This is a genomic window from Streptomyces sp. PU-14G, from assembly GCF_041028275.1.
Classification (GTDB): domain Bacteria; phylum Actinomycetota; class Actinomycetes; order Streptomycetales; family Streptomycetaceae; genus Streptomyces.
Map to the genome: position 1 here is coordinate 1 of NZ_JASKYT010000471.1, position 4,488 is coordinate 4,488.

3 protein-coding genes are annotated in these 4,488 nt (G+C 72.6%); all 3 read right to left on the reverse strand.

Annotated elements, in window-relative coordinates:
• On the reverse strand, positions 1-3,058 hold a 3,058-nt coding region (gene smc / locus AB8Z75_RS31660), incomplete at its 3' end, for a chromosome segregation protein SMC (RefSeq protein WP_369208053.1).
• A 326-nt stretch (positions 3,059-3,384) separates the two neighbouring features.
• Positions 3,385-3,588 (reverse strand): hypothetical protein, encoded by a 204-nt coding sequence (locus AB8Z75_RS31665; RefSeq protein ID WP_114024136.1) that lies wholly within the window; start codon positions 3,586-3,588, stop codon positions 3,385-3,387.
• Between the two features lie 311 nt (positions 3,589-3,899).
• Positions 3,900-4,220, reverse strand: a complete 321-nt coding sequence (locus tag AB8Z75_RS31670) for an acylphosphatase (protein ID WP_369208055.1) — start codon at positions 4,218-4,220, stop codon at positions 3,900-3,902.
• Positions 4,221-4,488 lie beyond the last annotated feature (268 nt).

Sequence of the window (4,488 nt, forward strand, 5' to 3'; positions counted from 1 at the left end):
CCTTCCCGGCGCTCCCGGCGCCGCCCCCGGCCTCGCTGTCCCCGCCGGTCTCACTGTCCCCGCTGGGCTCGCTGTCTCCGGCGGCCTCACTGCCCCCGCCGGTCTCGCTGTCCCCGGCGGCCTCGCTGTCCCCGGCGGTCTCGCTGTCCCCGGCGGGTGAGGCGGGCGGCACCAGCTGGTCGGGGCCGTAGTCGCGCACCAGGCCCTCCGGCTCGACGCCCAGTTCCTCCAGGGCCTTCTTCTCCAACTGCTCGATGCGCATGCGCTTCTCGGCGCCGAGGACCTCGCCCTTGTGCACCGAGTCCGTCAGCTTGTCCAGCTCGTCCTTGAGGCCGCGGCCCTGGCTGCGCTCCTCCCCCAGAGCCTGCTCGCGTTCGGCCTTGGCCCGCTCGACGCCCTCCCGTTCCTCGCGCGCCCGCTCCAGCGAGGCCTCGACGTGCGCGAGCAGCTGCCGGGCACCGTCGGCGACGGCCTCGGCCACCTCGGCCTCGTGGCGCAACCGCTCCCTGCGCTCCTGCGCACGCGCCCTGGCCTCACGCTCGGCGCGGGCGCCCCGGTCGAGGGAGTCCGCGCGGCCCGCGAGCGCCTTGACCCGCTCCTCGTGCGTGCGGACCTGGAGCCGGGCCTCCATCTCCGTCTGGCGGGCGTTGGCACCGTCGGCCGCGAGCCGGTCCCGCACGGAGGTGTCCGGGTCGTCCGAAGCCTCGGCCTCGTGGGCCTCCTCCGCGACGGCGAGCCGTGCGGCCAGCTCCTCGGCCTCCTGCTCCGCCCGCGCCAGCGCCTCCTCGCCCTTGGCGACCGCCGCCCCGGCCCGTTCCGCCTCGCCCTGCGCGGCGCGCGCCTGTCCTGCCAGCGTGCCCACCCGCCCCGCGACACGGGACTTCTCGCGCTCCGCCGAGGACCTACGGGCGGCGAGGTCGTCGAGGGCCGCGGCCCTCGTACGGCGGGCCTCCTTGGCCTCGGCCTGTTCTTCCTTGAGGCGCTCGCAGTGGGTCTCCAGCTCGGTGAGGCGGGACGCCGCCTCGTCCACCGCCGCCTGCGCCTCCAGCAGGGAGGGCGCTCCCTCCGAGCCGCCGCCGGCGCGATGGGCGGCCAGGATGTCGCCTTCGGCGGTGACCGCCGTGAGTTCGGGGTGCGCCCTGACGACTTCCTCGGCCGTCTCCAGGGTGTCGACGACGACGGTGTGAGCGAGCAGGTGTTCGACGGCGGGACGGAGTTGCTGCGGTGCGGCCACCAGCGCTGACGCGGCAGTGGCACGGGAGGGCGCGGTGCCGTTGCCGGATGAGGGCGCGGTGCCGTTGCCGGGTACGGGCGGCGCCGCGTCCGCCCGCCCCCACTCCTCGTTGGCCACGATCAGGGAGGCCCGGCCGCCGTCCTCCTTCCGCAGCAGACGCAGCGCCTCGGCTGCCGTGCGCACGTCCGTCACCGCGACGGCGTCGGCGGCCGAGCCCAACGCCGCCGCTATCGGCAGCTCGTGGCCCGGGGTCACGGTCAGCAGCTCGGCCGCCGGGCCGAGCAGTCCTGCGAGGCGGTCCTTGGCGGCGAGCAGGGCGGCCGTACCGTCCTTGCGGCGGAGGTTGAGGGCCAGGGTGTCGTGGCGCGCGGAGACGGCGGCGCGTTCCCGCTCGGCCTCGGTCAGGGCCTCCCGTGCGGCGTTGAAGGACGCTTCCGCCTCGGCCAGTTCACGCTTGGCCCTCTCGTGGCGTTCGGCCAGCTCCTCGTCGCCCTGGTCGAGCCCGGCCACCTCGCCGCGCAGTGCCTCGTACTCCTCCTGGGCCGCCTCGGCGCGCCGGAGGGCCTCGTCTCGGGAGGTGGCGAGACGGTCGATCTCGGCCTGCGCCGAGGCCACGCGGCTGCGCGCCGTGCTCGTTTTGCCGCGCAGGCGTTCGAGACCTTCGCGCCGGTCGGCCAGCGCCCTGGCCTCGTCACGCAACCGGCGCTCCTCGTCGGCCAGCCGCCGCTCCAGTTCGGCGCGGTGGGTGACGGTCTCGTCCAGCGCCGTCGTCGCGGCCTCCAGCGCGGCCTCCAGTTCCGCCTCCTGCTCGCGGACGCGGGCCGCCTCCCGCTCCATCTCCTCCGGGTCGCGCCCCCTGCGCTCCTCGGGCTGGGGGGCAGCCGCGTGCTGGACGCGCTGATCGGCCAGGCCGATGGTGCCCCGGACGCGTTCGGCCAGTTGGGAGAGCGCGTACCAGGTCTGCTGGGCGCGCTCCAGGCGGGGAGTCAGGGTGCGGACCTGCTGTTCGAGGTCGGCTTCCCGGCGCAGGGCCTCCTTCAGCTGGGCCTCCGCGGCCTGCTTGCGCTGCTTGAGCTCCGCCTCGTCGGCGACCTCGGTACGCAGCGCCTCCCGCAGCGAGACGAGATCGTCGGCCAGCAGGCGGAGCCGGGCGTCGCGCAACTCGGCCTGGATGACCTGCGCCTTGCGGGCCGCGGCGGCCTGCCGGCCGAGCGGCTTGAGCTGGCGGCGCAGCTCGTCGGTGAGGTCCTGGACGCGGGCCAGGTTGGCCTGCATGGCGTCCAGTTTCCGCAGCGCCTTCTCCTTGCGCTTGCGGTGCTTGAGGACACCGGCCGCCTCCTCGATGAAGGCCCGGCGCCCGGTCGGGTCGGCGTGCAGGACGCCGTCGAGCTGGCCCTGGCCGACGATGACGTGCATCTCGCGCCCGATGCCGGAGTCGGAGAGCAGTTCCTGGATGTCGAGCAGCCGGCAGGTGTCGCCGTTGATCTGGTACTCGCTGCCGCCGTTGCGGAACATGATCCGCGTGATGGTGACCTCGGCGTACTCGATGGGAAGTGCGCCGTCGGCGTTGTCGATCGTCAGGGAGACCTCGGCCCGGCCCAGCGGCGGGCGTCCCGTGGTCCCGGCGAAGATGACGTCCTCCATCTTGCCGCCGCGCAGCGACTTGGCGCCCTGTTCGCCCATCACCCATGACAGGGCGTCGACGACGTTGGACTTGCCGGAGCCGTTGGGGCCGACGACGCAGGTGATGCCGGGCTCGAAGCGCAGCGTCGTGGCGGAGGCGAAGGACTTGAATCCCCGCAGTGTCAGGCTCTTGAGGTGCACGCGTCCGGACCCTACCGAGGTTGGTACGGGGATGTCGCGCCCACCGCACCGAAGGGGGCGGGAAGGTTCCGGCGTCGGGTCGCGCCGCCGGGTTTCGCCGTGGAGGCGTCAGGGCACACCAGACGTAACGAAACGCATCGAGACCGCCACTCGGCATCAGGACCGCACGGGTCGCGAGGCCGCCGCACTGGAACCGCGGGGCGGCGAGCGGCACCATCCAGCAGGCACGCCGACAGCCACGGGAAAAACAAAGGGACGCCGAAGCGTCCCTTACAGATTTTCGAGCGCGGCCGTCCTGCTCGGCCTGTCCTGCCCGGCGGGCTGGATCAGGTGAGCGCGGGCTCGGCCGTCGTCACGTCGATGTCTTCGAACACCGAGTCATGCCGAGCGGCGGCGGACAGAGCGTCGTTCTCGGCCTGCATCCGTACAAGTTCGGATTCGAGGTCCTGGACACGCTGCTGCAGCCGTCGCATCTCGGCGAGCACTCGGGGGTCGGAGCCGCCGACGTGACCGAGAAGCGCCTTTGCCATGATGGATGGTCCTCCACACTGAGTGACCGACCGTGAGTCTGGTGGGTCGTGAGGGAATCGCACCGTTGAGGGTCTGCTCTGGACTTTTGCTGAAGAATCTTCGATCAAACAGCTCAGGTGCGCGGGGATTCCAGGGTCTCACCAAAAGGTTTGACGGTCAACACGATCACACGTGCCGCCCCCGGGTGTGCCTCGACTCGACGGCGTCCGGCGCCGGAGCAGGCTGCCCTCGGGGGCTGGGAGGAAGATCCACCGCGCTGACTCGTTGCGGCAGCTTTGCACGCCACAGCGCGAATGGCAACCGTTGTGGATCACCGGATCGCGAAGCCGCGGTAGCCCCCGCGTGGTGTGTCCCAGATCTCGGTGACACCGTCCACGTGTCCGGGCGTGTCCCCACCGCGCAGCCACTCCAGCAGCTGCTCGCAGTCGGCCCGGGTCCCCTCCGCCACGATCTGGACCCGCCCGTCGCCCAGGTTGAGGGCGAAGCCGACGAGCCGCCCGATGCGCAGTGCCGCCGCGCGGGTGAACCAGCGGAAACCGACACCCTGCACCTCGCCGCGCACCCACGCCGTCAGGCGGGCGGGATCCTGCGGCCGCACCCCGGCGGTCTGCTCGGGCACCTGCTCTGACATCCGGTCACGCTCCGTCGCCCGCGCGGGCTCGCTCTCCGGTTCGTGCAGCCGTCCGTCCGGGCTGTCGTCGGTCGGGTTGATGGCAACCATGGGTGCACGCTATCCGGACAATTCCCGAGCGGACACATCCACCCCCGTGCGGATGCCGTACATTGCCCGGCAACTCTCTTCACACGCCCCGCACACTTCGGGCGGAGCGAAGAGGAGACAGTGAGCCGCAGTGACCGCCGAGCAACGTGAGGACAGCACAGATSGGCCGCCATCGACG